Raw genomic sequence first — 20,978 nt, forward strand, 5'->3', positions numbered from 1 at the left:
AAAAGGGGCCCCCGAAGGGGCCCCGCTGGACAGACGGACATCCTTATCGGACCACGCGCCAGGAACGGAGCTTGAGTCCTGCCTGCTTGGAGGTGTCCCGGACATTTTGCAGCGAGGCTGTGTTGGACCCCGTCTGCTGATTGAAGGATGTCGTCGAGGCAGCCGTGACGGCGCCGCCTTGAATCACCCGGTCTCCCGTGTCCGTCATCTCGCTGGCCAGTGAATTGAAGAAGAAGGCCAATCCGCTGCAGGAATCTGAGTTCCGGTTGAGGGTGTCTGTGTCACCGACGAGCGTCGAGGCCTCGAGTCTGCTCTGGCTCGAAATCCCCAGGGGGCGGAGTATGTCGCATTCACGGTAGGTCCTGGTGAAGGCATTGGAAGAGCACTTATAACCTGAATTCCCATTGATGTTGAAAATGGAGAAGAAGATGGAATTCTGCTTGATCAAGGGGCTGACGAGCACTTTGTCGTGTGTGGTGTCTAGATAGGCCTGACCTGGCAGGGAACCATTCAGAAGATCGTAGTAATAACCTGTATTATTCGCGAAAAGGTAGTTGGAGTCCCCTGGCGTTACCTTCCCATTGTCATTGGTATAGCTGGTGGTCCAATTGAAGTTCGCGTCACTCGTGTCCTTGATCTCCTGAAGGCTGCTCTCGGGAATGCCCGATGTATCCGTCCCTTGGTTATTACTGTCTTGCCGGTCCGCGAAAACAAGCATGCGATTGGTAAGGGAGGGGTAGCTCTTGAGCGTGATGGTCCCATCTGAGACAGATTCATCAGCGTCTGTCGGGTTGTTCCAATCGCCGGATCCAATGGCGATCATGGCCGTCATCGGAGCGAAATTCGGCTGCGAAGGAGGGGGATTGCCCAATTTCACGGCGGGGACCGGATAGCCGCTGTCCAGAAGACTCGTCTCTGGCCGTGTGCTGAAGCGGAAGGCGGAGTTGCTGTAGATGAACCGCGGTGTCGCTCTCCAGTTGTTCATGATGCTGGTGTCCAGGCGGAATCCTCCCGGGTATCCGTTGGCTGGATCCGCACCGCTGAGCGATGAGGAGTCCAAGGCCATCACATTGCCCTTCATGTCGGCGAAATAGATGCGATGGACCAGCGGGTAGCCCAAAAAGATTCCGAGGGGAGAAACCGCGGAAGGGATGGCGCCGACTTTGGCGTCTCCGGACCAATCCCAAGTCTTGAGGATGGTGCCAGTCCGAGGATCCAGGGCGAGCATGGAGCGTCCCATCCCCTGGCTCGACGTGATGGGCGGGTTGGCTCTGACGCGATAACGGGCATTGATTTCGGGGTTGGCATAGCCACCGGGGAGGAAGCACACAGCCGTTTTCGTGGCCAGCGTTCCGTCGGTGCTGATGTAGGTGAAGACGGGAGTCGCGGTACTCGCTCCCATTCTCTTGACCGTATCGATGGTTGAGGTCTGCGGATCGAGCTTCCACATGAACTTGGGAAGCCCCGGGGTACCACCGGTCCCACTCAGGGAAAGCGCATAATAGCTCCTTGCGCCTTTTCGCATGCCGAAGACGATGATGGCGTCTTCCGAAGCGTCTACGCGCGTGTTTCCAATGGGTGAGCCGGAGGGAGGGACGTCCTCCCAGAACAGCGCGGGGTTCCCGTCAACCGTATAGGTATGAGGAAGCACATCGTTGATGCCATCGTTCAAGTAGACCTGATAGAGGGTGTTCAGCACATCGGGTGGGATGAAGGACCAGGCTTCAGTGGCCTTCGCCTTTACGTAGCCGCTGGCGTCGGTGGAAGCGGACTCCACGAAGCAGTGGAGCTGCCCCATGTTCGTTCCCACCAGGACCAGCCTCACATGCGGGTCTGTGCCCGTGCTGGGCCATGCAATGGCGGATGGCAGATCCCGGATGTTGTCCGATCCGAGTTCGATGGCCAGAGGCGAGGAATTGACGATATCTCCCATGATATCGATGCGGTTGTTGGAGGCGGCGTAGGTGGGATTCCTGTGCTGTCCGCGGATGAAATTGATGAATTTCTGGACGGTCGCCGTGGTGGGTGTAGGTGTGTAGCCCGCTGCGGTGAATTGAGCGACGAGCGCATTCACCAGGGTGGTGTTGTCAGAGGCGAACCGTTCCAAGGAAGAGCCGTTCAGGGTGTATACGTTCCGCTGGCTCCAGAGCAACCCACTGCCTCCCGCGACACCGTCGGTGTAGGGCGGCACGCCATTGGAGTAATCCGTGCTGAGGTAGGCACCGAAAATGTCGAAGGCGGACCAGAGGTGCCGATGATCGAAATCATTGGTTCCTGTGATCACGATGGGTTGGCCTGAGTTGTCCAGAAGTGGCTGGTTCAAGGCATCGGTGGGGGTATAGGAGGCAATGGTGTTCCGGCTTTGGGAATCGTAGAAGGACAGGACTTCCGTCGTTCCCGCGGCATTGAGGCTCCGCTTGAGACCGACAGAAAAGAGGTTGCCTGACCAGACTGGCGTGCGGCTGGTCCGGAAAATGCCGAAGTAGGCTTGGGTGGTGACGCGGGCTCCGGTCGAGGGGGTTGCGGGAGCTGACAGGGAGGCGGAACCGGCCACGATATAAGCGACAGCATTCCTGAAATTATCCTCCAGCTGGGTTGGACTCCCTGAAGGGTAGTAGTGGACCTGGCCGGGGTTGGTGGGATCCACGACGGAGGTGTCATAGCCTGGCTTGTCGGAGTACCACTTGCCATATCCCAGGTCCTTTCGGGTTGGATCCGACCATTGGGCGATGCGGAAGAACTGAGCCGAGGCGCTGCGAAGGTTGTGGGAAGACCCACAGTAGACGCTCCCGGGAATGCCCACGCTCACGACCAGTGTCTGAAGGCCTGGGTTCGCCGAGCTTCGGGTGGTGCCCGGAGCGAGTTCCCATGGTGCGCCCCAATGGGAGGAGGTGTTGGTCGTGGCTTCAGCGAAGGCCGCGACAGAAGCCAGGGCCGCAGGATGGAAGGAAATGCTCCCCGGGGTGAGAGATCCGGTGGCGCTGGGGCCCTGGCAAAGCGGGGCTCCTGGATAATTGCCGTTGATCTGGGGGACGCCTCCTCCGACACCGGAAGGGATGGCCCCCGACTTGCTGCCATAAGCAATGGCGGCGTCTTCGGAGATGCTTGTGGGTGAGCCGATGCCGGTCGAATCCGTGAACCCACCGGTCGGGAACATGATCACGTATTTCTGGCTCGGGCAGGTGGCGGACGAAGCCGGGAAAATGTCCGTCATGCTGTGCTTAGTGGGTTCGACGGTCGCCCGATAGTAGGTGTTGGCCAAAGCGTAGGCCCATGGCTGCGGGGTCCGCGGGTCCATGGTACCCCCGCTCAATTTGCAGGGGTCGTTATTGCCGGTGGCTTCGATGAAATCATTCAGCGCGTCGTAGGTTTTCGGGGCCTGGAGGTAGACCTGGCTCCATCCGGAGGGGCCCATGAGCTGAAGGCTTGTGGCGTTGGTGGACACACCGGTGCTCGCATCATTGGTGAGCTTGCGAAGATACTTCCGGTTCCTGATGGACACGTCATTCCACAGACTGCTCTGGGACGGGTTGTTGTCTACCGGGCCCACGTTCCCCCAGTCGATGCCTTCCTCGGAGTTGAGAGGGTTATCGACACGTCCGTCCACATAGCGATAGACGATGTTCACCTTCCCCACGTAGTCCAAGAAGACGTTGATGGCTGCCATCTTCAGTGCCTGGTACCTGGCCATCACGGGCAGTCCGTTGAACCAGCCCTCTGCCGTGACCTTGCCGCTCATCCCGGGGACCGTGGTCTGTTCCGTCGCGGCGGGAACCGCATAGCCATTGGGCGAGGCATAGTTGCCCGAGGTTGGGGCGGCAGACCAGCAGAATCCGTTCCCGATCTCTTTGGATCCGAAAATCCACGCCATGTAATCAAAGGGATAATAGAAGTTGCCGATTGGTACATAACCATCGGGAATGTTCTGAAGGTCCGATCCCGAAGCCGGGTTCGTACCGCTCAGGTTCGCCTCAGACCAGGGATCATAATGGGGGCCGCCCGATCCGGCTTGGGCATGCTGGAAATTGGCGATGCCGGAATTGCTGGGGCGGCGAGGGTTGCTGGGATCGGCCGAGTAAGGGGAGTCCCAGATCTGGGAGGGACATGGAAGATCCACGCTGCGCCCCTTGATGGTGAACCGGACATGCGTGATGTGGGCAATGGTGTCCGCATCCGAAGACCCCGCGATAACACTCGCCTTGGACTGCGTGTTGCTGCTCCCGGAAAATTGATAAGGAGTTCCAACAAGGGCTGGGGCGGCGGGACCGTGTCCATTCCCGTTATAGAAGTCCTGGCTCTGTGGCCATCGGTAAAGCCGGACTTCGGTCGTCCCCTTTTTGAGCAGGAAAATGTAGCCATAATCCTTGCCCTGAATAATGGTGCTGCAATCGATTCCGGGTACGCCGGCGTTGGCGATGTACTGGTTGCGGCCGTTGTTGGTGAGGTAGATCGCTGGCTCATACACGGCCCGGCTGAGTGTGCTGAAATCCATGAGGCAGACGACCGCGGATTGTCCGGCGTCGGATTTGTAAACATCCAGGGTGTCGGTCCTGGTTCGGAGCTGGGGTTCCACCTGGGCCTTGAGGCTCGAGCCCAGGATCAAGAGCAGACCGGACAGAAGGGCAGTGCGTATGTTGGACATGGTTTCCCTCGACTCAGTAGACGAGCGCTTCGCGACGGGAGATGAAGGACTGGCCAGTGTTCGCGATATTGGCCCTGCCCGTGCTGCGCGCGATGAAGGCGGCTGGGCCTTTTGACTTCTGGGTGGCAAAAGGATGACCCAGGTAGCGGAGTTCCAGGTCGAAGGCAGGTTGAACGACGCTATTTGTCTGCAGATACCCCGCGGTGCCTGGCGTCAGATCTCCGCCGATGTTCGAGGCCAACATCGTGACCTTGATCGTGCCGTCGGGATCCATGCCGGTGAAGGTGTTGTTGGACGGGTCGATGGCGTTCAAGAGCGCCTGGTACTGGGTCGCGATCATCTGCGCCGTGGGAGAGGGGGCAGTCACGTAGGGGGTGTTGCTCCAAGTGATGAGATAGTCGATGCCGGAGTCTGCCATTTCATAGGCTTTTCGACCGGTGGATTCATTGCTGGTGATGAGGGCCTCGCGGATGGCCGAGCGGCTGAGGCTCACGGTGACCACGGCCGCGACGCTCAGCAGGATGAGGGCCATCAGGATGGCGATTCCACCTGATTCCCGGTGGCTGGATGATGTTGGATGGCTCATGGTCGCAACCCTTAATTGGAGCCGATCCCGCAATTCCGTGGGGAGAGCAGGATGGTCTCCCTCCGGGTGCGGTAGTCGACTTTGGGATTTGCCGCCGTGCTGTCGGCACTGAATTCAGTCCGCCGCATGACTGAACGGGTGGTCAGGTCGATGCGGATCAAAATCGGCGTGTAGAGGGTCCACATGGGCAAGGTCGGGTTGTCGACTCCGCCAGATTGCTTGATGAACTGGCTTGGGCTTCCTTTGATCGCCGCGTCGAGGGCTCCCCGGATGTCTTTCCACTCATTCCCGGCACCTGAGGCGCGCAGCCAGGTCTTCCCCCCGTCAATGCTCCAATCCACGGCAAACCCGGTCACATTCTCCAGGAGAATCTGCTCGTCCGCGGCGGGGACATTCTTGTTTGGAGCCCAGATCTCGCCGGGAACGAGTGGCCTCGACTGGCGGACGAGACAGGGGACCATGGTATTTGGATCGGCGGGATCCAACGCCCGGGGGACCACGGTAAATCGGATGATCTGGGCCGGCCGGATCACCGAAAAAGGCATTCCCTTGGCGTGCTGGAACTTGAATCCGCCCGTCGGGCTCACGGTGTTCAGCGGGGTGCCTGTGTTTGGATCAATCCCGGCGCTTTCCGAGGTCTGCAGTTGGATGGTGACGTTGGTCCCGCTTCCAGGTTTCGCGCTGATGGTCGGGAATTCCGCGCCAGCGTCCTGGATGAAGAGCATATCTCCCGCCTGGATCACCCCTGCTCCTGTCGGGATGGTGGCGGGGAATTGGCTGGCCCCGAAGGCGATGGTGTCTGACGATTGCCCCTGAACATCCAGAGGAACGTCCATGACCATCTGCAACTCATCGACAGGGAGATTGGCGCCGGTCGGAACATAGTCCGTGGCCTGCATCAGCAGGGGGGGCTGGAAGCTATCACCTGCCATGAGCCCGCCCGGAGCGGAACGCACAGGGAAAAGGAATCCTGCCTCCAGGATCTCGTCCTGTAGCAGGTTCAACCCCCAGCGGGTGTTGCGCTGAACCCCCATGGTTTCCATGCCCGCCATGAATGCAGAGGTGCTGGAGGCGAAGACTTTGAACATGCCCGCCATGAGGATTGAAAGAAACGCGACAGCTACCAGCATCTCAATTAAAGAGAAGCCGCGGGAACGACGGACAATCGGACTGGACTCAGATGCGGACATTTCGGCTCGCCGAGAAGTAATGCGTCTGGATGGACGTGGTCCCATTTGAAGTCTTGACGGCTTCATTCCACTGAACGTTCACGACAAATGGCTGCATCGCCAGCACGTTGCTTCCGATCATCCCCGGCATGCGCTGCCAGCTGACCGTATAGACCCGGCTCGGATCCGCGGCTGCCACGGCATTGCCCTGGACGTCGTAATAGAAGTTGGTGCCGCCCCCGGAGGTGGCTGGTGTGAGACCAACAGGGTCGATGAACGTCCAACCCGTCGAAGTGATGGTTCCGTTCCCACTGTCGTACCGTTCAGCCGCGGAGACCAAGCCTTCCGCCACGGCGCGATCGAGCAGGTTGTGGGCGAGGATGGTCGCCGTGCCCCTCAGGCGGGATTGCCCTCCACTGGCGATGGAGACGACTTGAAGGCTGAGCAGTCCGAGCAGACCTACGGCCAGAATGAAGGCCACCAGCATCAACTCGATCATCGAGAACCCGTGAGCCGATGAGTGTGCTGAACGTGAGGTTCGGGGAGTGTTCATTTCTACTCCAAACGTTTCCATTTGTTCTCAGGAGTGTCATCCAACTGGGCGTCTCCCTTGTAGTAAGTGACGATCTGCCCCTGTTCCGTCACGAGGACGACACCGTAAGGGACACCGCTGGTGTTCGGCGTGGTGCCGACCACCCCCACCCAGAAACCTCCATTCGCGACGCTGACCGTCGGATTCGGCGACGGCCCCGCGAGTTGGACCGTGGAACCGGTGGGGCTGAATCCATACTGCGAGGAGCCCGTGAGGCATTGGGTCCAGGCCCCAGCAACGGCGGAGGCCCCGAAGCCATATGAATTCGCGGGCGATAAGGCTGTGACTGCCGTGGAAGTCGTCGGGAGATCCTGAAAGGCCGTGGCCAGGGAACAGTAGGTCAGGGGCTTCAAGGGCAGGGTATCGGAGAAAAACGTCGCGATCGCGTTGGTTTCTGCAAGTGAGGTGTCCATGGCCCTGAATTGCCATTGCCCAGAGATGTTTTCGAGCCGAATCCGCACGGTCTTGCCGCTGGAAATGGCGGATTGCCGTGCATTCTGAAGGGCATTTCTCAGATCCAGAAGGACCGCACGGGTCGCTTTCGGAGACTTGGGTCCAAGCGAGGAAATGCTCGCCAAGGCCAGGACTCCAATAATGGCGAGCACCACAATCAGCTCGATGAGGGAATATCCTCGATTTGGGGATCGGTGATTGGAAATGGGGTCCATAGGCGCCTCGAGAGGAATAGTAGGTGAGTGTGGTCGGAGGTCCTTGTTTTATTAAATCTATTTAATTTAGTACTTATGCTAAGAATGGACCCTCGGGATCCCCTCTGGATCGATGGTTTGTATAAAAAGAATACACCACGTTCACAACTGCCATGGATCGAAAGATCCCCGTGCTAACCTGAATCGTGTCCGAATCCGCCCAGCTTCCGAGACTCCGGGCAAAAAAGCGGCTCGGCCAGAACTTCCTGGTGAACGAGGGGGCCATTGCCACCGTCGTGGGGGCCGCGCTGGGTTCGAAGGCGCCGAGGCTGCTGGAGATCGGGCCGGGTCCCGGGGTACTGACGGAGCGGCTGCTGGCGGACGGACGGCCCCTGTGGGCGGTGGACCTGGACCCGGAGGCCTGTGCCCTGCTGCGGGAACGCTTCTCGGCCTCGCCCCATTTCCACCTGCTGGAGGGCGATGCCGTGCAACTGCCCTTGCCGGAGGGCGAGCCCTGGTCCGTGGTGGGGAACCTGCCCTACAACGCGGCGACGCCGATTCTGGCGCGGCTGCTCACGGAGGGCATCCCCTGGGACCGCATGGCGCTCATGTTCCAGCTGGAGGTGGCCCAGAAGCTCATGGGCGAGCCCGGCACCAAGGCCTACGGGCCGCTGTCAGTGCTGGCGCAGCTCTGCGCGCGGTTGACCCGCCTTGTGAAGCTGGGACCCGGCTCCTTCCGCCCGGCACCCAAGGTGGACTCCGCGGTGGTGCAGTTCGACCCCAGGACGGACGCCCCCAGCCTGACCGAGCGTCGGGCCCTGCTCACGGTGTTGCACCGCTCCTTCGGGCACCGGCGGAAGACCCTCGCGAACAACTGGCAGGGCCTCCTTCCGGCGGAAACCCTTTCGAGCGTGGGACTGGCCCCAGCGCTTCGCGCTGAAGTCATCGCGCCCGCGGCGTGGCTGATGGCCACACGCAAACTCATCCAATCGCACCCGGAGGTGTTCCCATCGTGACGCCCGTCGCGCCCGAATTCACGACCTGGACCGAGGTCCCCGCCGACGACGAGCTGCGGCTGATCCCCATCGGCGGGCTCGGCGAGTTCGGCATGAACGCCCTGGTGGTGCACAGCGCCCGCAGCCTCTTCCTGGTGGACTGCGGCCAGCTCTTCCCCTCGGACGACCAGCCGGGCATCGATTCCATCGTGCCGGACTTCGCCTACCTGGAGCCCTTCGCCGATCGGCTCCAGGCGGTGCTCCTCACCCACGGTCACGAGGACCACATCGGCGCGCTGCCCTACTTCCTGCGTCGCTGGCCCGTGCCCGTCTACGGCACGGCCTTCACCCTGGGCCTGGTGGAGGGCAAGCTCCGCGAGCACGGGATCGATACCGACCTGCTCCACCCGGTGCCGGACTTCGGCCGCGTGAAGGTGGGCCGCGATGAGGATGGTGGCGAGATCGAGGCCGAATGGATCCCCGTCACCCACAGCATCCCCGATGCCTGCGCCCTGGCGCTCCACACCCCGCAGGGCGTGCTGGTGCACTCCGGCGATTTCAAGATCGATCCGGACCCGCTCGACGGCCGACACACGGGCATGGACCGGCTGAAGGCCCTGGGCGACGCCGGCGTGCGGCTGCTCATGGCGGATTCGACCAACGTGGGCCGTCCAGGCCGCTCGCCGTCGGAATCCGCCTGCCGGGGGGGCCTGGAAGCCGCGTTCGAGCAGACGAAGGGGCGGCTCTTCGTCACCACCTTCAGCTCCAACATCCACCGGCTCCAGACGCTCATCGACCTGGCCTACGAGTTCCGGCGCCGGGTGGTGCTGCTGGGGCGCAGCCTCGACCGCAACCTCGCCCTGGCCCGCTCCCTGAAGCGCCTGGCCCTGCCGGACGACATCCTCATTGATCCCAAGGACGCCCACCTGTTCGATCCCGGCGAGCTGCTGGTTCTTTGCACCGGCAGCCAGGGCGAGCCCATGAGCGGCCTGGCGCGCCTCCTCCGCCGGGAGGTGAAGGGCCTTCCCATCCAGCCCGGCGATCGCCTGGTGGTGAGCGCCCGGGCCATCCCCGGCAACGAAGTGTCCATCTCGCGGATGCTGGACGAAGCCGAGCGCCTGGGCGCGGAGACCTCGCTCGAGGGCCTGGGGCCCGTGCATGCCTCAGGTCACGGCAGCCGCGACGAGCTGGCGGACCTCATCCGCGCCGTGCGCCCCGCACAGATGGTGCCCGTGCACGGCACCTACCGGAACCTGCGAGCCCACGGGAAGCTCGCCGCCTCGCTGGGCTGGGCGCCGGAGCGCATCTCGCTGCTGGATGGCGGTCTCTGCCTGCGGCTGTTCGGGGAGGACCGCATGGACATGCCCGGGGCCGTTCCCGTGGGCAAGTGCTTCGTCAGCGAGGGCGTGGACCACATGGTGGACGCCCGCGTGGTGAAGGACCGTCTCATCCTCCAGGAGGATGGTGTGGTGTTCGCCACCCTGCTGGTGGACCCGCAGACCCGCGACCTTGTGGCTGATCCCACCATCCTCAGCCGCGGCTTCGTGATGCTTTCCGACGACGAGGCCTACACGGAGCTGCTGGCGGGCGTGGCCCGCAAGACCTACGAGGAGGCGCCGCCGGAGATCCGGAAGGATGGCGAAGCGCTGCGGGACACCCTGCGCCTGGCCCTGCGCCGCGTCATCCGCAAGACCACCCAGACCCGGCCCCTGGTCATTCCCGTGGTCCTCGAGGCCCCTGGGATCTGATCAGCGGCCTCCCCGCCGCATGCCGCCGCCTAGACCGGGGCGCAGCAATCCGGGGCGACCGCCCGCCCCGCCCTGCCTCAGGGCCTCCAGCATGCGCCGCTGCATCTCCTCCACATGGGTGATGAGGCGGACCTGCTGGGCGGGGCTCAAGCGGGCGCGGATGTCCTCCTCGAATTTGAACTTGAGGTCAGCCTGCTGGTGGCGCAGCTCCACGAACTGGTCGAGGAGGGGCCGGACCTTGGCGTTCTTCTCCTCCTCGCTCCCGGGGCCCAAGAGGATGTCATTGAACTTTCGGCGGATCTGTTGGATCTGCTGGGTTTTGTCGAACTGTTCGCGGTCATAGCGGGACCAGCGCTCCACCACGGCCCGGGCTTGGTCCTCGGGAAGGCCGACGGTCTGCTGCAGCTGCTCCATGCGGAAGCGGACCAGCGGCCGGTCGTCCTCCGCCTGGCCCCGCATGGGCAGGCCGGCAAGCAGGAGGAAGGTCAGGAAAAGGATCGTTCGGGACATGCATCACCTCGTCGGCGCCGGGGTTGTATCCAGGCGCTCCAGGAGGGCCTTCATCTCCTCGGGGCTGAGGGCCTGCACCTGGGCGGCCTCCTCCTCGCCGCTGTGGAAGGGCGTGTCGGTGGTGGAGACCTCGAGGATATCGGGCTGCCGGGGCAGGTTGGCTTCCACATAGGGCGTCCGGTTCGCGCGCCCGGCCAGGAACGCGCCGGCACCCACGGCCATGAGCAGGCCCGCCGCCGCGGCCCAGGCCAGGGGACCCAGGCGGTGGTGCAGGGCCGGGCGGGCGGGCAGCTTCCGGAGGATGCGGCCGGGAAGGCGCTCGAAGTAGCCGGAGGGCGCCAGTACCTCAGGGCTGTCCTCCAGGGCCAGGAACTGGATCCGGGCCTCGGCGCAGGCAGTGCAGGTCTTCATGTGGGCCTCCGCGGCGGTGCCGGGATCCAGAGGGCTGGCCTCGGCGGCGGACAGGGCCGAGACACAGGCTTCGGGGAGGGGCAGGGGCTCGGCGGTCATGCTCGGCCTCCTTTGACATGGCGGGTGAGGTTCTGGATGGCATGGAAGATGTGGGCCTTCACGCTGCCCACGGAGGTGCCCATCTGCGCGGCGATCTGCTCGTATTTCCAGTCGTGCTGCAACTTCAGCGTGAGGGCTTCCTTCTGGCGGCGGGGCAGCTTGGGCAGGGCCTCGTGCAGGAGGCGCCGTGCCTCCTGGTCCAGGAAGGCGGCCACCTGGCTTTCCTCGACGCGTAGGGCCGGGTGGTCCAGTGTGCCCTCCGGGCCATCGAGGCTCTCGTGCTCGCGGGCCATCCGCTCCCGGAAGTTCAGGGCCTGGCGGGTGGCGATGGTGATGAGCCAGGTGCGGAAGGAGGACTCGAAGCGGAAGCCGGGCAGGGCCCGAAAGACGCGGATGAAGGTCTCCTGTACGACGTCGTCGGCGTCCTGGTGGTTCCGGAGGATGGAAAAGGCCTTGCCGTAGACATCCCGGGAGAACAGGCGCACCAGGTTGGCGAAGGCGGCCTGGTCGCCCTGCTGGGCGGCTTCCACCCAGGCCAGCACCTCCGGCGTATGGTAGGGCGAGGCCGGATCGGGCATCCGGTCGACGGCCCGGGGGGCCGGCTGGGGCATCAGGGGTTCGTTCAAGGTGGCAACCGCCATCATCGTAGTCTCCGGCGCCGGGGTTCGAGGAGAAATACGCCGTCATCGGATGGACCCCGGAAGGCCTTCTGGGGTTGAATGGAAATGACCCCGGAACATCGTTCCAGCCCATCCCTTTCAGGAGTTTCCATGCGCGATCGCATCAGCCCGCTGCTCACGGAGGGGCAGATCCGGACCCGGGTCCAGGAACTGGGGGCCCAGCTGTCCAGGGACTATGCGGGCCAGGACCTGGTGGTGATCGGCCTCCTGAACGGAGTGTTCCCCTTCTTCGCGGATCTCGTGCGGGCCATGGATCTGGACATCGACGTGAGCTTCATGCAGGTGTCCAGCTACGGGGCGGGCACGGAAAGCACCGGTGAGGTGCACATCCTCAAGGACCTCGACCGCTCCATCCAGGGGCGGCATGCCCTGGTGGTCGAGGACATCGTGGACACCGGCCTCACCCTCTTCAAGGTCCGCAACCTGCTCCACGATCGGGAACCCCTCAGCCTCAAGATCTGCACCCTCCTGGACAAGCCCAGCCGCCGCAAGGTCGAGGTCCCCGTGGACTACATCGGCTTCACCATCGAGGACCACTTCGTGGTCGGCTACGGCCTCGACTTCGACGGCAAACTCCGGAACCTGCCCTACGTCGGGATCTACCATCCCTAGGATCCCTGTGCCCCGCCTTGTTCTTCTCCCCCTCTTTCTTGCGGCCTCCCTGGGCTGCGGGTACCACCGTCTGGACCGGCAGCCGCGGCCGGTGGCCTGGGCAAAGCAGGGGGAGACGATCCGCTTGGCGCGGTTCCGCAACCTGACGCCCCGGCTGGGGCTGGAGGACCGCTTCACCAAGGCGCTGGAGAACCGCATCGTGGCGGCCAGCCCCTGGCGTCTGGTGGGGGCCGGCGAGCCTTCCCGCTGGGTGCTCCAGGGCACGCTGGAGGGCTACACCTCTCGGCCCCTGGGCCTGTCCCTGGGCAATGACAAGCTGAAAGCCAGCGCCGGGTCCGCCTCCCGTGTGGAGGTGGCCGTGGTGGCCAGCGTGGAGTTGCTGGATGGCCAGACCGGCGCGGTGGTGCTGTCCCGGCGGGGCATGACGTTCTCGAACCAGTACCGGGTGGACCAGAACTTCGCCAGCTTCGACAGCCGGGAGCTCCAGGTGCTCGAGAGCCTGGCGGACGACTTCGCCGAGAGCTTCCTCACCCAGCTGCTGGAAGGCACGGACTGATGGCGGCCCCGGCCTGGGTGGACCACGCCTTCGCCCTGGTCCACGGCGAGGATGGCGACGGGCGGCGGAAGGCCGTGGAGGACTGGAAGGCCCGGCACGTGGACCCGGAGTGGGCCGACTTCACGCTGACGATCTGCGCCGAGGGGTGTCCCTGGGCCGAAGTGGTGGCCGCCCTCCAGGAAGCCGCCCCCCTAGGGGCCGAGGCCCGCACGGTGGTCGTTCCCGCCGCGGACAACCTCTTCGCCCGGGCCAAGGACCTGCCAGGGGCGGTGAAAACCCTCCTCGAAAAGCCGCCCCAGGGCGTGAATCTGCTGCTGGTGGCGTGGGCCACCCTGCCGGCCGCCCCGGGCAAGGCCATCGGCGCCAAGCCGTGGACGGACTGGGCCAAGGCGGGACGCATCCTCAAGGTGGGGGCCTTGGAGGCTGCCGAGATCCCCGGGTTCATCGAGGCCGAGGCCCGGCGTCTGAGCCTGTCCCTCCAGGGGGCGGCTGCCACCCTGCTGGCCCAGCGCCAGGGCGGGAAGCCCGGCCTGCTCAAGCGGGCCCTGGAAGTGCTGGACCTGTTGGCGGAGGACCGGCGGGTGACCGAGGCCATGGTGGACCAGGTGACCTTCCGGCTGGCGGAGCAGAAGGCCTTCGCCTGGTCCGGCGCCTGGCAGAAGGGGGACGCGGCCGGAGCCCTGAGGGCCCTCCGCATGGCCCTGGAAGACGGGGACGAGCCCCTGATGCTGCTCGGCCAGGCCCGCCGCGAGGTGGATCGGCTGTTGAGGTACGCCGAGGCACAGGCCGCCGGGCTCAAGGGACCGGAATTGACCTCCGCCCTGGGCCTTTCCCCCAAGCAGGCCTTCCTGATGGATGGCTACCGTGGCGCATTCGATAAGCTGAAGCCGAAGGGCGTGAAGGCCCTGCTGGGGCGACTGAACCAGTGCGAGCGTGACCTCAAGGGCCTGGCCATCTCCCGGAGCGAAGCCCCTCTGCTGGACCTCACCCTCGCCCTGTGCCGGGCCTGGGGGCGTTGACCTTCAGGGCCGCGAGCCCTCGGCCTGGATGACCTGGGCGGCCCTCAGCACGTCCCCCAGGCAGCAGGCGCCGGAGGGGTTCAGGGTTTCGCACCGGCAGCGCCCCTCCCTCACGGCGCTTCGGATGGCCTCCACCGAATCCAGGCGACCGGTGGCCTCCCATTCCCCGCGCAAGCTCTCCAGGCTGTGGCCGAAGCAGTAGCAGAGGAGGGGGTTCGCCTCCATCCCCTTCGGAACGGGAGCTTCGGATCCGCCGCAACACGCGCAGGATCGGGGTTCGCCCGCGGCACCCATGGCAGCGCCTAGAAGACCAGCACCTGGTCCGCCCACAGCGTCCAGTCGGTCAGTTCCTCCAGCGTGCTCCGTCGGCAGTCCTCGGCCAGTTCAGCCTGGGTGAGGCCCCTGGCGTCCATGCAGGTGCCACACACGCCGACCAGGCCGTGGCGGGCGGTGACGCCCTTCAGCATGCGCTCCAAGTTGTAGTATCCGTCAGGAGTCTTCTGGCCTTTCTTGGCGCAGGCGGCGGCGTCGCCCATGAGGAAGACGCGCACCTCGACGCCCTCGCGCTTGGCGGTCGCTCCCGCCAGGCGTAATCCGTTGTAGCTGCGCTCGGTGCCATAGGGGGGATCGTTGAGGATGAAGAGGATCTTGCTCATGGTGGCCCCGCGGATGAGGCCCCAGGATAGCTGGAGAGGGCTTCCACGCCGGTGGCAGGGGAACCGGGCATTGATCACTTGAGACTCGGCTTCGGCGGGCGGATGATGGGGGTCTGGATTCCGGAGGGCCCATGTCCGAATGCGTCATTCCCACCCTGACCTCCAACGAGGTGGTGGCGTCCAAGTCCGTGCTGCCCGCCGGGTGGAAGCCCAATCTCAAGGATCTCAAGGCCCTGGATCTCACCCTGCCCATGCTGGAGCTGCTGCGCCGCTCCACCAGCCGCCTCCCCCAGGACGTGATCGACGCCCTGGTGAAGGGCCGCGACGCCGAAGAGGAAGGCAGCCGGGCCTTCAACACCCTGAACGACATGGTGCGCAACATCATCCTCGCAGACGGGCATGTGACGCCGCTTTGCCAGGACACGGGCACCATCATCGTCTGGGTGCGCCATCCCTTCGGCCTGAGCCAGCGCGCCGCCAAGCAGCAGATCCGGGCCGCCGTGGCCGAGGCCACCAAGCGCTCCTGGCTGCGCCCCAACTGCGTGGAGGCCCTCAGCGGCAAGAACACCGGGACGAACATGGATCCCTTCCATGAGGGCCACCCGGCCGTCCACTTCGAGGAGTGGGACAAGCCGGAGGTCGAGATCGCCGTCATGCAGAAGGGCGGGGGCTGCGAGAACGTGGGCGCCCAGTACCGCCTGCCGGACGCCGCGCTGGGCGCGGGCCGGGACATCAAGGGTGTGCGTAAGTGCATCATCGACGCCGTGGTGAAGGCGCAGGGCCAGGGCTGCAGCCCCGGCATCCTCGGCGTGGCCATCGGCGGTGACCGCGTCTCCAGCTACGAGAAGAGCAAGGAGCTCATCCTCCGCAAGCTCGGCACGCCGAACCCCGATCCCAAGATGGACGCCTTCGAGAAGGAGATCACCGCCGATCTCAACACCCTGGGCATCGGCCCCATGGGCTACGGCGGCAACACCACGGTGCTGGGCGTCCTGGCGGAGGAGATGTACCGCCACCCGGCGAGCTTCTATGTCTCCATCAGCTACATGTGCTGGAGCAGCCGCAGGGGCTCGATCACGCTCAAGACCAACGGCGAAGTGTCCTTCGACTGACCGCGACGACGAGGCTCAACATGATCCGTCTCACCACCCCCATCACCGAAGACCAGATCCGCCAGCTCAAGGTTGGCGACGAAGTGCTGCTCAACGGCCGCGTCGTCCTCAGCCGCGACATGGGCCACAAGTACATGAAGGAGCAGAAGCCCGAGTGGCTGAAGCCCATCCTCGAGAACATGGTCATCTACCACTGCGGTCCCGTGGTGAAGAAGCACGAGGACGGCCACTACAGCTTCGTGGCGGCGGGTCCCACCACTTCCATCCGCGAGGAGCCCTACCAGGCCGACGTCATCGAGACCTACAAGGTCCGCGGCGTCATCGGCAAGGGCGGCATGGGCAAGAAGACCAGCGAGGGCCTCCAGAAGACCGGGGCCGTCTACCTCCACGCCACCGGCGGCGCCGGCAGCCTGCTGGCCGAGCGCTGCAAGCGCGTGGTCGACGTGAAGATGCTCGAGGAGTTCGGCAGCCCCGAGGCCTTCTGGATCATCGAGGTGGAGGACTTCCCCCTGGTGGTCACCATGGACAGCCACGGCGGCAGCCTCCACGAGATCGTCGCCCAGCAGAGCCAGGAGCGCGCCAAGGCCCTGATGGGATGAATTCTTTCCCGGGGGTTCTCCTCGCGGCGCATGCGTCGCGAGGAGCTAGCGTCGTGCTTCGCACACACCCCCGGAACCCCCGCGCCGTGTCCTGGCCGGGGCCAGGCCACGGCTTGTCCAGGATCGGAGTTGGGGCGCGCTTCTTCCGCGCTAGGCTGGAGGGATGGCCCAGAGCTACCGTCAACTCCGCCTCGATCTGGGCGCAGCCCTGGCCGAATTCCTGGATCACGCGGAGGCCCATGCCGAAAGCCTCCGCTGGTTCGAGGAGGGGCTGGGCCTCTCCCGGTCCTGGATGGCGGCCCATGGTGGCGACTTGGTTCCTGACGAGGCGCGTGCGCAGGTGAGCGCCTGGGTGCGCCGGCGCAGGACGGGCGAACCCTGGGCCTACATCCTGGGATGGTGCCTCTTCCGGGGGTGGCGCTTCAGGGTCACCCGGGAGACGCTGATCCCGCGCCCCGAGACTGAGCTGCTGGTGGAGGCCGCCCTGGACGTGGGGACGCGGCTCGGGGTGAGCCGATGTGTGGATGTGGGTACGGGCAGCGGCATCATCGCCGCGAGTCTGGCTCTGGAAACGGATTGGCAGGTGTCCGCTTCGGACCTGAGCTCAGGTGCCTTGGCGGTGGCCCGGGAGAACGTCGCCGCCCTGGGCGCGTCCGTGACTTTCTTCCAGGGCAGTCTCCTGGATCCGGTTCCCGATCCTCTGGGCCTGGTGGTGGCGAACCTGCCCTACGTGGACCCCGCGGATGAGCCCGGCCTCCAGCGGGAACTGGCCTTCGAGCCCGCCTCGGCCCTCTTCGCCCCGGACCGAGGATTGGCCTTGTCGGCCCGCCTGCTGGAACAGGCCCGAGCGCGCCAGGCGCCGGCCTGCCTGCTGGAGATCGGGGCGGGCCAGGGCGGCGAGCTGTGCCGGCGGGCAATGGGCGCGGGATGGTCCAAGGCGATGGTGCATCAGGATCTGGCCGGCCATGACCGGATTCTCGTGGCCCTGGGTGTATCGAGCCTCCCGGGTGATCGTCCGGCCGTCTCCGGAGCCAAAAAAGTGGGATCGGGGGCTTGAGTTGGGGCAATTGCGTGCCGATAAGGCACCGTCAAGGGGCGAGCGCATGAGCAACCAGGGCAGATCCCGCAAGGACGACGGCCACAAGAGCACAGGCTCGGGGGATGCCGCCGCCGACCATCTCGTCGAAGTGGCCCATGAGGTGCTGGCCGAGACGCCGGATGTGCGCGCCGAGAAGCTCAAGGCCCTCAAGCGCCAGTTGGAGGCGGGGACCTATCATCCCGATGAGGGGGCAGTGGCTGAGGGCCTGATCCGCGAGCACCTGGCCAACGAGAAACCCCAGGGAAAACCCCAGGGGCGCTGAGGTCACCGGGGCCGGAGGGCCTTCAACGGAAGCCACCAGGTGCGCTCGGGGCCGCCACAGAGCAGGGCTCCGGCCTCGGGGCGAAGGTTTTCGAGTCCGGGAAACGTGGAGGCGCTCGGGGGTGGTGCCAACCGTTTCCAGGCATCGGCGATGGACACCACCTTCATGCGCTCCTCGCCGGGTTTCCACAGGTACAGGCGATCCAGTCCCTTGTCGATGTAGGTCTGCCAATCCTCCCGCGAAGGTTGGATGGTGGCGGTCGTCGCCGGGGGGGTGGCGGGGGTTTGGAGAGCCTGGCCAGAATCGTCCGGGATGGGAGGCGCGTCCGTCGGGGCGGCTGCTGGAGAATCCGGTGCGGGAGCCGGCAGGGGAAGGGTGGGTCGCGTCAGACCGAACCACAGATGGCCGTCCGGTTCTTCGCCCAGCAGCTGGAGCAGGCTTGCATCCAGGCTTGATGAGTCAGGAAGGAGGGCCTTCAGGTCGCGCGATGGGCCAGTCTTCGCGTCTGGGCCCAGGGGAACCAGGGCCCCAGGTTCGGGCTGCCACCAGCCGCCCTTCGCATCGCCAGCGATCCGGCCGAGCCCGTGGGGAAACCCGAGGGGCGAAGGTGCCGGAGCCGGTACATGGGTCCAGGCCCCGTCGCGCCAGGTCGAGAGTCCCGAGTCGTGGGCCACGGCGAAGGCGCGGCAGCCGATCGGGAGGAGGCTGGAAACCGTCTTCACCTCCGGTGGAAGGCCCACCGGTGTGGAGGCGGGTTTCGGCTGGCCGGGGCGGCCGGCCAGTTCCAGGATGTTCACAGGTGTCGAACCCCCGAAGAGAAACACGCTGCGGTGGTCCGCGGACAGGGTCAGGTGCTCGCCGGGCGCGCGGAAGGACCAGCGGACCTGCTGGGAACGCAAGTCGCAGGCCAGGACCAGCGATGGCGAGGAGGGGTCTGTCGAGCTGCGGTAGAGCAGGACCAGGGCATCGTCTGGCGCCAGTGCCGCATCTGCCAGGTCCGCGAACCGGAAGAACCCATCAGGTACGCCCGAAGGTTCCGGCAGGGAGAAGACCGGGCCGGGCACGCCCTGCTGGAAGAGAACTGCCTGCTGTCGGCCGGTCTGGGTCAGGATCTGCGCCACGGACGCGCCCCCAGGGAGAGGCAGGGTCCACCGGACGCTCCTGAGGGGCATGGACGGGGGTTGGAGGTCAATCAGTTGGCCGGCGCCCATCGGTTCGGAACGGAAGGGCTCCAGGGCCTCCTCTTGGGGCGGGATTCCCGGGTCCCGACGAGCCAGCCACCAGGCCCCACTTCCGAGCACGAGGATCAGGGCGGCAGCCCCCAAGGCGAGGGCGGGTCGCTTCATGGCAGGCCTCCGGCGAGGATCAGGTGCTGTTCCAGCGAACGGAGCGCCCGTTCCCGATGGGCGCGGCCCTTGGCTGATTTCACGGCCCGGGTCCCGCCTGCGCGCTTGAGGGTGCGCAGGTCCAGGAGGCCCTCGGGGAGCGGCGGCAGCAGCCCCAGCATGGCGTTGGTCGGCCCGAAATCCACGCTTGAGGCGTGGGCCAGGTAGTGCAGCAGGCTGCCGAGCATGGTGTCCGGCGGGAAGGGCATGGGGGCCAGGCCGCGCACGGCGCGATCTGCGGCGAACGCGGCGGCCAGGCCTCCCGCGGCGGATTCCAGGTAGCCCTCCACGCCTGAGAGCTGCCCGGCGATCCAGAGACCTGGGATGGATTTGACAGCAAGTGTCGCATCGAGCACCGCCGGTGCCTGCACGTAGGTGTTCCGGTGGATGCTTCCAAAGCGGACGAACTCCGCATTTTCCAGACCCGGGATGAGCCGGAAGACCTCTTTCTGGGCGCCCCATTTCAAACGGGTCTGGAAGCCCACCAGATTGAAGAGCTCTCCCGCGAGGGTGTCCTGGCGAAGCTGGACCACGGCGTGGGGCCACCGCCCGGTGCGGGGATCATCCAGTCCCATGGGCTTCATGGGGCCATGGCGGAGGGTTTCCCGGCCGCGATCGGCCATGACCTCGATGGGAAGGCAGGCCTCGAAATAGGGCGTGTCCACCTCGTGGAGAGGGACGCGATCGGCGCTGAGCAGGGCGTCCAGAAACCGCTCGTACTGGGCCTTGTCGAGGGGGCAGTTGATGAAGTCGGCGCCCCCCTTGTCGTAGCGGGCCGCCATCCAGGCGATGCCCATATCGATGCTCGGGCGCTCCACGATCGGTGCGATGGCGTCATAGAAGTGCAGCCGGGTCGTGCCTGTGTGCTGCGCAAGCCAGTCAGCGAGCGGATCCGCGGTCAGCGGGCCCGTGGCGAGGATGGTCGGGACACCCGATTCCGGGGCCACGATCTGAGCCTCTTCCCACTGGATGCGGGGGTGCGACTTCAGCGCCTCGGTGACGGATTGGGAGAAGGCTTCCCGATCCACCGCCAGGCTGTTCCCCGCGGGCACGCGGGTGGCCTCGGCACAGCGGAGGATGAGAGAGCCCATGCGCCGCATTTCGGCCTTCAGGATGCCTGTGGCCGAATCCGGATCGTCGCTCTTGAAGGAGTTGGAGCAGACCATCTCCGCGGCCCGATCGGTTGCGTGAGCCGGGGTTGCCCAACGCGGGCGCATCTCCGTCAGCCGGACGTCATGGCCTCGCGAAGCCAACTGCCATGCGGCTTCCGACCCGGCCAGACCCGCCCCGACAATATGAATCACGCGCCCTCCCGGTCCTCGATTCTACGGCAGGGATCATCGCATTCTGGCTGGTCCCAACGGATTCCAGGAGGTCCCGCGAAAATTCCTCTTGCACTTTCAGCCCGGGATGTTAGTCTGAATGTCCTGCGCAGTTGAGGCTGCGGAGTGCCGGGAAGGGCTGGAAGGTTCTTCTGGATCATGCTGAGGCAATGCGGAAGCGTGGTGGGCGTCTTTGAAAACCGGATAGAAGATAGGAAGCCTTTGAGGGTTCCGCGGGACGTTCTAGGACGGTCCGTGGGATTCAGAGAAATACGAC

21 protein-coding genes are annotated in these 20,978 nt (G+C 65.0%); 9 read left to right on the forward strand and 12 right to left on the reverse strand.

Annotated features, from left to right (window positions below):
• Positions 1 to 43: 43 nt before the first annotated feature.
• From MLG87_RS15820 to MLG87_RS15840, 5 genes are read right to left on the reverse strand one after another with little or no spacing between them, the layout of a single operon-like run.
• The gene (locus MLG87_RS15820; protein ID WP_243296029.1) at positions 44 to 4,642 is read right to left on the reverse strand and encodes a pilus assembly protein; all 4,599 of its coding nucleotides are present in this window, start codon (positions 4,640 to 4,642) and stop codon (positions 44 to 46) included.
• 13 nt (positions 4,643 to 4,655) lie between these two features.
• Entirely contained in the window at positions 4,656 to 5,228 is a 573-nt protein-coding gene (locus MLG87_RS15825) for a pilus assembly PilX N-terminal domain-containing protein (protein WP_279341323.1), read from the reverse strand.
• 11 nt (positions 5,229 to 5,239) lie between these two features.
• Positions 5,240 to 6,418 (reverse strand): PilW family protein, encoded by a 1,179-nt coding sequence (locus tag MLG87_RS15830; protein WP_243296031.1) that lies wholly within the window; start codon positions 6,416 to 6,418, stop codon positions 5,240 to 5,242.
• Positions 6,405 to 6,950 carry a prepilin-type N-terminal cleavage/methylation domain-containing protein gene (locus MLG87_RS15835; protein WP_243296032.1) on the reverse strand — a complete coding sequence of 182 codons (546 nt, stop codon included), beginning with the start codon at positions 6,948 to 6,950 and terminating at the stop codon, positions 6,405 to 6,407. Before MLG87_RS15835 ends, MLG87_RS15830 begins: the two co-directional genes overlap by 14 nt.
• Positions 6,951 to 6,952: 2 nt before the next feature.
• On the reverse strand, positions 6,953 to 7,657 hold the full coding sequence (locus MLG87_RS15840) for a prepilin-type N-terminal cleavage/methylation domain-containing protein (RefSeq protein ID WP_243296033.1): 705 nt from the start codon (positions 7,655 to 7,657) through the stop codon (positions 6,953 to 6,955).
• Between the two features lie 185 nt (positions 7,658 to 7,842).
• On the opposite strand from MLG87_RS15840, the gene rsmA reads away from it, so the two are divergent.
• Both rsmA and MLG87_RS15850 read left to right on the forward strand, forming a co-directional pair.
• On the forward strand, positions 7,843 to 8,652 hold the full coding sequence (gene rsmA / locus MLG87_RS15845) for a 16S rRNA (adenine(1518)-N(6)/adenine(1519)-N(6))-dimethyltransferase RsmA (protein ID WP_243296034.1): 810 nt from the start codon (positions 7,843 to 7,845) through the stop codon (positions 8,650 to 8,652).
• Positions 8,649 to 10,379 carry a ribonuclease J gene (locus tag MLG87_RS15850; RefSeq protein WP_243296035.1) on the forward strand — a complete coding sequence of 577 codons (1,731 nt, stop codon included), beginning with the start codon at positions 8,649 to 8,651 and terminating at the stop codon, positions 10,377 to 10,379. The genes rsmA and MLG87_RS15850 overlap by 4 nt, the downstream gene beginning before the upstream one ends.
• On the opposite strand, the gene MLG87_RS15855 is transcribed toward MLG87_RS15850, so the two are convergent.
• The 3 genes from MLG87_RS15855 to MLG87_RS15865 are packed head-to-tail and all read right to left on the reverse strand — an operon-like array spanning position 10,380 to position 12,043.
• Complete coding sequence (locus tag MLG87_RS15855; protein WP_243296036.1) at positions 10,380 to 10,889, reverse strand: hypothetical protein; 510 nt, start codon at positions 10,887 to 10,889, stop codon at positions 10,380 to 10,382.
• A gap of 3 nt (positions 10,890 to 10,892) precedes the next feature.
• Complete coding sequence (locus MLG87_RS15860; RefSeq protein ID WP_243296037.1) at positions 10,893 to 11,399, reverse strand: hypothetical protein; 507 nt, start codon at positions 11,397 to 11,399, stop codon at positions 10,893 to 10,895.
• Complete coding sequence (locus tag MLG87_RS15865) at positions 11,396 to 12,043, reverse strand: RNA polymerase sigma factor (protein WP_243296038.1); 648 nt, start codon at positions 12,041 to 12,043, stop codon at positions 11,396 to 11,398. The genes MLG87_RS15860 and MLG87_RS15865 overlap by 4 nt, the downstream gene beginning before the upstream one ends.
• A 126-nt stretch (positions 12,044 to 12,169) precedes the next feature.
• Here MLG87_RS15865 and hpt point away from each other — a divergent pair, with 126 nt between their 5' ends.
• Genes hpt through holA form a run of 3 tightly spaced genes read left to right on the forward strand, consistent with a single transcriptional unit; the run spans position 12,170 to position 14,266 of the window.
• Complete coding sequence (gene hpt, locus MLG87_RS15870; protein WP_243288788.1) at positions 12,170 to 12,691, forward strand: hypoxanthine phosphoribosyltransferase; 522 nt, start codon at positions 12,170 to 12,172, stop codon at positions 12,689 to 12,691.
• 7 nt (positions 12,692 to 12,698) lie between these two features.
• Complete coding sequence (lptE, locus tag MLG87_RS15875) at positions 12,699 to 13,247, forward strand: LPS assembly lipoprotein LptE (protein WP_341848590.1); 549 nt, start codon at positions 12,699 to 12,701, stop codon at positions 13,245 to 13,247.
• On the forward strand, positions 13,247 to 14,266 hold the full coding sequence (holA, locus tag MLG87_RS15880) for a DNA polymerase III subunit delta (RefSeq protein WP_243296039.1): 1,020 nt from the start codon (positions 13,247 to 13,249) through the stop codon (positions 14,264 to 14,266). Before lptE ends, holA begins: the two co-directional genes overlap by 1 nt.
• A gap of 3 nt (positions 14,267 to 14,269) precedes the next feature.
• On the opposite strand, the gene MLG87_RS15885 is transcribed toward holA, so the two are convergent.
• Both MLG87_RS15885 and MLG87_RS15890 read right to left on the reverse strand, forming a co-directional pair.
• Positions 14,270 to 14,491 carry a bacterioferritin-associated ferredoxin gene (locus MLG87_RS15885; RefSeq protein WP_243296040.1) on the reverse strand — a complete coding sequence of 74 codons (222 nt, stop codon included), beginning with the start codon at positions 14,489 to 14,491 and terminating at the stop codon, positions 14,270 to 14,272.
• 77 nt (positions 14,492 to 14,568) lie between these two features.
• Positions 14,569 to 14,922, reverse strand: coding sequence for a DsrE/DsrF/TusD sulfur relay family protein (locus MLG87_RS15890; protein WP_243296041.1), 354 nt, complete (start codon positions 14,920 to 14,922; stop codon positions 14,569 to 14,571).
• Between the two features lie 131 nt (positions 14,923 to 15,053).
• Here MLG87_RS15890 and MLG87_RS15895 point away from each other — a divergent pair, with 131 nt between their 5' ends.
• The 4 genes from MLG87_RS15895 to MLG87_RS15910 all read left to right on the forward strand — a co-directional run bounded on the left by MLG87_RS15895 (position 15,054) and on the right by MLG87_RS15910 (position 17,994).
• Positions 15,054 to 16,034, forward strand: a complete 981-nt coding sequence (locus MLG87_RS15895; protein ID WP_243296042.1) for a fumarate hydratase — start codon at positions 15,054 to 15,056, stop codon at positions 16,032 to 16,034.
• A gap of 20 nt (positions 16,035 to 16,054) precedes the next feature.
• On the forward strand, positions 16,055 to 16,633 hold the full coding sequence (locus MLG87_RS15900) for a FumA C-terminus/TtdB family hydratase beta subunit (RefSeq protein WP_243296043.1): 579 nt from the start codon (positions 16,055 to 16,057) through the stop codon (positions 16,631 to 16,633).
• 163 nt (positions 16,634 to 16,796) lie between these two features.
• On the forward strand, positions 16,797 to 17,690 hold the full coding sequence (gene prmC, locus MLG87_RS15905) for a peptide chain release factor N(5)-glutamine methyltransferase (RefSeq protein ID WP_243296044.1): 894 nt from the start codon (positions 16,797 to 16,799) through the stop codon (positions 17,688 to 17,690).
• A gap of 46 nt (positions 17,691 to 17,736) precedes the next feature.
• Entirely contained in the window at positions 17,737 to 17,994 is a 258-nt protein-coding gene (locus MLG87_RS15910; protein ID WP_243296045.1) for a flagellar biosynthesis anti-sigma factor FlgM, read from the forward strand.
• A gap of 2 nt (positions 17,995 to 17,996) precedes the next feature.
• Here MLG87_RS15910 and MLG87_RS15915 read toward each other — a convergent pair whose 3' ends face one another.
• Positions 17,997 to 19,340, reverse strand: coding sequence for a hypothetical protein (locus MLG87_RS15915; protein ID WP_243296046.1), 1,344 nt, complete (start codon positions 19,338 to 19,340; stop codon positions 17,997 to 17,999).
• Positions 19,337 to 20,683 (reverse strand): methylenetetrahydrofolate--tRNA-(uracil(54)-C(5))-methyltransferase (FADH(2)-oxidizing) TrmFO, encoded by a 1,347-nt coding sequence (gene trmFO, locus MLG87_RS15920; protein WP_243296047.1) that lies wholly within the window; start codon positions 20,681 to 20,683, stop codon positions 19,337 to 19,339. Before trmFO ends, MLG87_RS15915 begins: the two co-directional genes overlap by 4 nt.
• Between the last annotated feature and the right edge of the window lie 295 nt (positions 20,684 to 20,978).

Origin of the sequence: Geothrix mesophila, assembly GCF_022808835.1 — a bacterium.
Taxonomy (GTDB): domain Bacteria; phylum Acidobacteriota; class Holophagae; order Holophagales; family Holophagaceae; genus Geothrix; species Geothrix paludis.

Bases quoted from the DNA above. Each gene is read 5' to 3' on its own strand.
- holA (WP_243296039.1), top strand. From the start codon at position 13,247: ATGGCGGCCCCGGCCTGGGTGGACCACGCCTTCGCCCTGGTCCACGGC.
- MLG87_RS15830 (WP_243296031.1), bottom strand. From the start codon at position 6,418: ATGTCCGCATCTGAGTCCAGTCCGATTGTCCGTCGTTCCCGCGGCTTC.
- MLG87_RS15890 (WP_243296041.1), bottom strand. From the start codon at position 14,922: ATGAGCAAGATCCTCTTCATCCTCAACGATCCCCCCTATGGCACCGAG.
- MLG87_RS15825 (WP_279341323.1), bottom strand. From the start codon at position 5,228: ATGAGCCATCCAACATCATCCAGCCACCGGGAATCAGGTGGAATCGCC.
- MLG87_RS15840 (WP_243296033.1), bottom strand. From the start codon at position 7,657: ATGGACCCCATTTCCAATCACCGATCCCCAAATCGAGGATATTCCCTC.
- MLG87_RS15900 (WP_243296043.1), top strand. From the start codon at position 16,055: ATGATCCGTCTCACCACCCCCATCACCGAAGACCAGATCCGCCAGCTC.
- MLG87_RS15885 (WP_243296040.1), bottom strand. From the start codon at position 14,491: ATGGAGGCGAACCCCCTCCTCTGCTACTGCTTCGGCCACAGCCTGGAG.
- MLG87_RS15865 (WP_243296038.1), bottom strand. From the start codon at position 12,043: ATGATGGCGGTTGCCACCTTGAACGAACCCCTGATGCCCCAGCCGGCC.
- hpt (WP_243288788.1), top strand. From the start codon at position 12,170: ATGCGCGATCGCATCAGCCCGCTGCTCACGGAGGGGCAGATCCGGACC.
- MLG87_RS15820 (WP_243296029.1), bottom strand. From the start codon at position 4,642: ATGTCCAACATACGCACTGCCCTTCTGTCCGGTCTGCTCTTGATCCTG.
- MLG87_RS15895 (WP_243296042.1), top strand. From the start codon at position 15,054: ATGTCCGAATGCGTCATTCCCACCCTGACCTCCAACGAGGTGGTGGCG.
- MLG87_RS15835 (WP_243296032.1), bottom strand. From the start codon at position 6,950: ATGAACACTCCCCGAACCTCACGTTCAGCACACTCATCGGCTCACGGG.
- prmC (WP_243296044.1), top strand. From the start codon at position 16,797: ATGGCCCAGAGCTACCGTCAACTCCGCCTCGATCTGGGCGCAGCCCTG.
- MLG87_RS15910 (WP_243296045.1), top strand. From the start codon at position 17,737: ATGAGCAACCAGGGCAGATCCCGCAAGGACGACGGCCACAAGAGCACA.
- MLG87_RS15860 (WP_243296037.1), bottom strand. From the start codon at position 11,399: ATGACCGCCGAGCCCCTGCCCCTCCCCGAAGCCTGTGTCTCGGCCCTG.
- MLG87_RS15915 (WP_243296046.1), bottom strand. From the start codon at position 19,340: ATGAAGCGACCCGCCCTCGCCTTGGGGGCTGCCGCCCTGATCCTCGTG.
- MLG87_RS15855 (WP_243296036.1), bottom strand. From the start codon at position 10,889: ATGTCCCGAACGATCCTTTTCCTGACCTTCCTCCTGCTTGCCGGCCTG.